Source organism: Paenibacillus pini JCM 16418 (genome assembly GCF_000576305.1).
In the GTDB taxonomy this organism is placed as follows: Bacteria; Bacillota; Bacilli; order Paenibacillales; family Paenibacillaceae; genus Paenibacillus_AQ; species Paenibacillus_AQ pini.
On the sequence record NZ_BAVZ01000046.1, the window covers coordinates 1 to 2,792 of the forward strand.

Genomic DNA, 2,792 nt, shown 5'->3' on the forward strand with positions numbered 1-2,792 from the left:
AGAAAGTGAAAAACTACTTAGAAGGGAATTAGATGAATTAAAATCGAAACATCAAAATGAAGAGCGAGAGTTAAAGAATAAGCATTCTAAATTACTTAAACACAATAGGAGAAAATACTTAGAAATGAAGCATGCTTATGAAATGAAGGAGTTAGAAAGAGAAGAGAGCTGGTACGGAGAATCAAAAATCATAAGATGAAAGAAGTATTTCATAAGGAGTGTGAAAAAAAGTGGGCTATGGGTTTATCGGACAAAAATTCAAAAAGGATGAAGAATCACATTTTCTATACCTCTTGCATGTATGCATATCAACCAATCTTTAGAGAGTGTTTTGGAAAAGAAATCACTAAGTTTGAAGGTAGAGTAACCATGAGAGAAATAGAGGAATTTAGAAATGGAATAAGCAAGTTTGCGGACAAAAAGTATAGTTTAGATCATAAACGCATGGCTGGATATATAGATAACATTTCACATGATCAACTAGTGAATGACCTAAATAAGCTATGTGATCTGATGGAATCAAAAGAAGTTAGGTATCTATTTATCTCGTAGTAAATTGAAAGTTAGTAAAATAAGCCCTTTATAAAGAAAGGAGAACCTATGAGCAAAAAACTAATCTGCCATGCTCCTCATGAACCGTACTTTACTGTTAGCAATATTTATTCGGTAGCCAGAGAAGAAACTAACGAAGATGGAGTTCCATTCTTAATCATTATCGATAATGAAGGGGATGAGTATAGTATTGCAGCAGTAACTGGTCATGGTGAATACAGTTACGATTTTAATTTTTATTTAATGGAAGAGTAAATGAAATAATCTTTCAAATAGAATAAATAGAATGGAGTGAATATAATTGTTGAAATGGCTGCAACGAAGCTTGGTTGCTGGCTTTTTATCATCAGATAAAGCTAAATAATAAATTGCGCGAGAAGATTAAATTGTTAGTGAGACAAGTAAGACTACAAAAGGAATGTATTGATGAGTTAACGAGTTCATAAAAGACAAATTTACGAATAAAATATATGATGAGGATGTGTTTAATGTGAATCGAAGAATATATAATTACATAGAAAGAGATGCAGTTTTTAATAGAGTCAGAAAATCAACTGAGTATTTATCAGATGCAGATATACATGCTATTCTTGATGAGCATACATGGTGTGACTTAACTTTTCATTTTGATATTAGAAAGTACGGAATTATTGTTAATATTACAGATAATAATACTGAGTGTGATGTTGCATTGGCAGATCTCAATGCTAACGCAAAGCATTTTTACCACGATATGATGAGACAACTAAAGGATCAAGATATTCTTGAATACATTAAAGAAATGTTGTCAAATAAACAAGCAATTTAAAATATAAAATAATATAGGGGTGAAAAATATGAAATATAATTTATCGAAAGAAAAAATAAATTGTTATCAACAGGATTTACTATCTATGTTATTTCGAATGCCGTCAGGATATTTGTCAGAGGTTCTACCCAAGAAGCCTAGTAATGAGATATTAGCAGTCATAGAGATATATAATAGGCACTTAGTAAGCAGTAAATAAAATCACTATTTCGAAGAGAGGTGCACTGATGCTTAGATACGTGGTTATTGGAGTAAGTCACTATGGAACTCCTTATATATATTCTGATGCAAAAGGAAAATCTACGTTTGATGATTTTAACATGGCAGAAGAGAAGAAAAGGCAGCTTAATGTAGATGCAGACTATAGTTATTATGTTGCTCAATTAAGATTGTAGAGCTGCTTAAAATTCGTATTCTATGTATATAAAGGAGAGCATGTATTGTGCATATTGATGACATGGATCATTTAAAAGATCGCATTAGTGTGTGGAAGTTAGTGGACGGATATAATCACATTGGTATAAATATTGATGTTTGTGGAGGAGAACCAACCATCGTAGGAACAAGAATTAGACCAGAAAACATTTGTAGATATGGAACAATCAAAGAAATTATGGAAGACTTTGAACTCACATCTGATGAAGTAGTAGAAGCAATCAAATTTGTTGAAAGTGTGTGAAATCCACATTTGATACAGACTAAAGGGAACATGATATAGGATACATGTCCCCTTTCTTTTTATACTAATTCCTCTTCATAAACAATCTCAGTCCATTCAATACTGCATCTTCTAGCAATTAAAGGATAAGAAGATCCATTCCAAGTATGAATATCTCCATGTATTACTGAAATTGTATTGCTATTCAACATATTTTTAATACAATGTATTGATTTGTTTTCATCTAAGACAGGAAAATAAATCGGTATTACAAGTAAACCAGCAGCATACAACTTTTTTGACATAGTTTCATCTCCTGTTGATTATTAGAAAAAGATGGATAATTATTAATAGAGTCATGATAACATGGTATTTAACAATTAGCAAACACATGTTCGTATAATATAAAAAATATAATAATAGTAATAAAAAATGTTTATATAGCATTTAATTACTTTGACTTTACAATTGTAAATATGGTAATATTAGCAATATAAAGAGGAGATGAACGCATGGATTTAACATTTGAGCACTTGAACAACGACGACAATACAGCATGGAAGCTTAAGCGTATTCAAAAGAAAATCAAATTATCGGGAGATCTTGCAAAATATGTTGGAGTTACTCACGCTGCAATATCAATGCACGAAAATGAGAAACATCATATGGCAGCAGATAAAGTTGAACGATATAAAGCGTTCATAGAAGCTTATCCAGATGAGCCTAAACTAATTGCGGATCAAAATAGAAATGTTTAAGGGGGCAGCTTATGAC

The 2,792-nt window shown here is 31.3% G+C and carries 8 protein-coding genes; 7 read left to right on the forward strand and 1 reads right to left on the reverse strand.

What is annotated here, in order from left to right; all coding sequences use genetic code 11:
* The 6 genes from JCM16418_RS25215 to JCM16418_RS23165 all read left to right on the forward strand — a co-directional run.
* Positions 1 to 199 (forward strand): hypothetical protein (locus JCM16418_RS25215; RefSeq protein ID WP_036653763.1); only part of this gene is annotated, 199 nt, incomplete at its 5' end.
* Positions 196 to 552 (forward strand): hypothetical protein, encoded by a 357-nt coding sequence (locus tag JCM16418_RS23150; protein WP_036653765.1) that lies wholly within the window; start codon positions 196 to 198, stop codon positions 550 to 552. The genes JCM16418_RS25215 and JCM16418_RS23150, both read left to right, overlap by 4 nt.
* 48 nt (positions 553 to 600) lie before the next feature.
* A complete protein-coding gene (locus tag JCM16418_RS23155; RefSeq protein ID WP_036653766.1) occupies positions 601 to 807 on the forward strand; it encodes a hypothetical protein in 207 nt (68 codons plus the stop codon).
* A 235-nt stretch (positions 808 to 1,042) separates the two neighbouring features.
* Positions 1,043 to 1,360: a hypothetical protein gene (locus JCM16418_RS23160; protein ID WP_036653768.1), complete on the forward strand. Its 318-nt coding sequence runs from the start codon at positions 1,043 to 1,045 to the stop codon at positions 1,358 to 1,360.
* Between the two features lie 227 nt (positions 1,361 to 1,587).
* The gene (locus JCM16418_RS25220) at positions 1,588 to 1,755 is read left to right on the forward strand and encodes a hypothetical protein (RefSeq protein WP_156327260.1); all 168 of its coding nucleotides are present in this window, start codon (positions 1,588 to 1,590) and stop codon (positions 1,753 to 1,755) included.
* Positions 1,756 to 1,802: 47 nt separating this feature from the next.
* Positions 1,803 to 2,039 carry a DUF433 domain-containing protein gene (locus JCM16418_RS23165; RefSeq protein ID WP_036653770.1) on the forward strand — a complete coding sequence of 79 codons (237 nt, stop codon included), beginning with the start codon at positions 1,803 to 1,805 and terminating at the stop codon, positions 2,037 to 2,039.
* Positions 2,040 to 2,098: 59 nt separating this feature from the next.
* Here the strand turns inward: JCM16418_RS23165 and JCM16418_RS23170 are convergent, their stop codons facing one another.
* Positions 2,099 to 2,323, reverse strand: a complete 225-nt coding sequence (locus tag JCM16418_RS23170) for a hypothetical protein (protein WP_036653772.1) — start codon at positions 2,321 to 2,323, stop codon at positions 2,099 to 2,101.
* A gap of 207 nt (positions 2,324 to 2,530) precedes the next feature.
* Here JCM16418_RS23170 and JCM16418_RS23175 point away from each other — a divergent pair, with 207 nt between their 5' ends.
* Positions 2,531 to 2,776 carry a helix-turn-helix domain-containing protein gene (locus JCM16418_RS23175; protein ID WP_036653774.1) on the forward strand — a complete coding sequence of 82 codons (246 nt, stop codon included), beginning with the start codon at positions 2,531 to 2,533 and terminating at the stop codon, positions 2,774 to 2,776.
* Positions 2,777 to 2,792: the final 16 nt, after the last annotated feature.

Bases quoted from the DNA above. Each gene is read 5' to 3' on its own strand.
- JCM16418_RS23150 (WP_036653765.1), top strand. From the start codon at position 196: ATGAAAGAAGTATTTCATAAGGAGTGTGAAAAAAAGTGGGCTATGGGT.
- JCM16418_RS23155 (WP_036653766.1), top strand. From the start codon at position 601: ATGAGCAAAAAACTAATCTGCCATGCTCCTCATGAACCGTACTTTACT.
- JCM16418_RS25220 (WP_156327260.1), top strand. From the start codon at position 1,588: ATGCTTAGATACGTGGTTATTGGAGTAAGTCACTATGGAACTCCTTAT.
- JCM16418_RS23170 (WP_036653772.1), bottom strand. From the start codon at position 2,323: ATGTCAAAAAAGTTGTATGCTGCTGGTTTACTTGTAATACCGATTTAT.
- JCM16418_RS23175 (WP_036653774.1), top strand. From the start codon at position 2,531: ATGGATTTAACATTTGAGCACTTGAACAACGACGACAATACAGCATGG.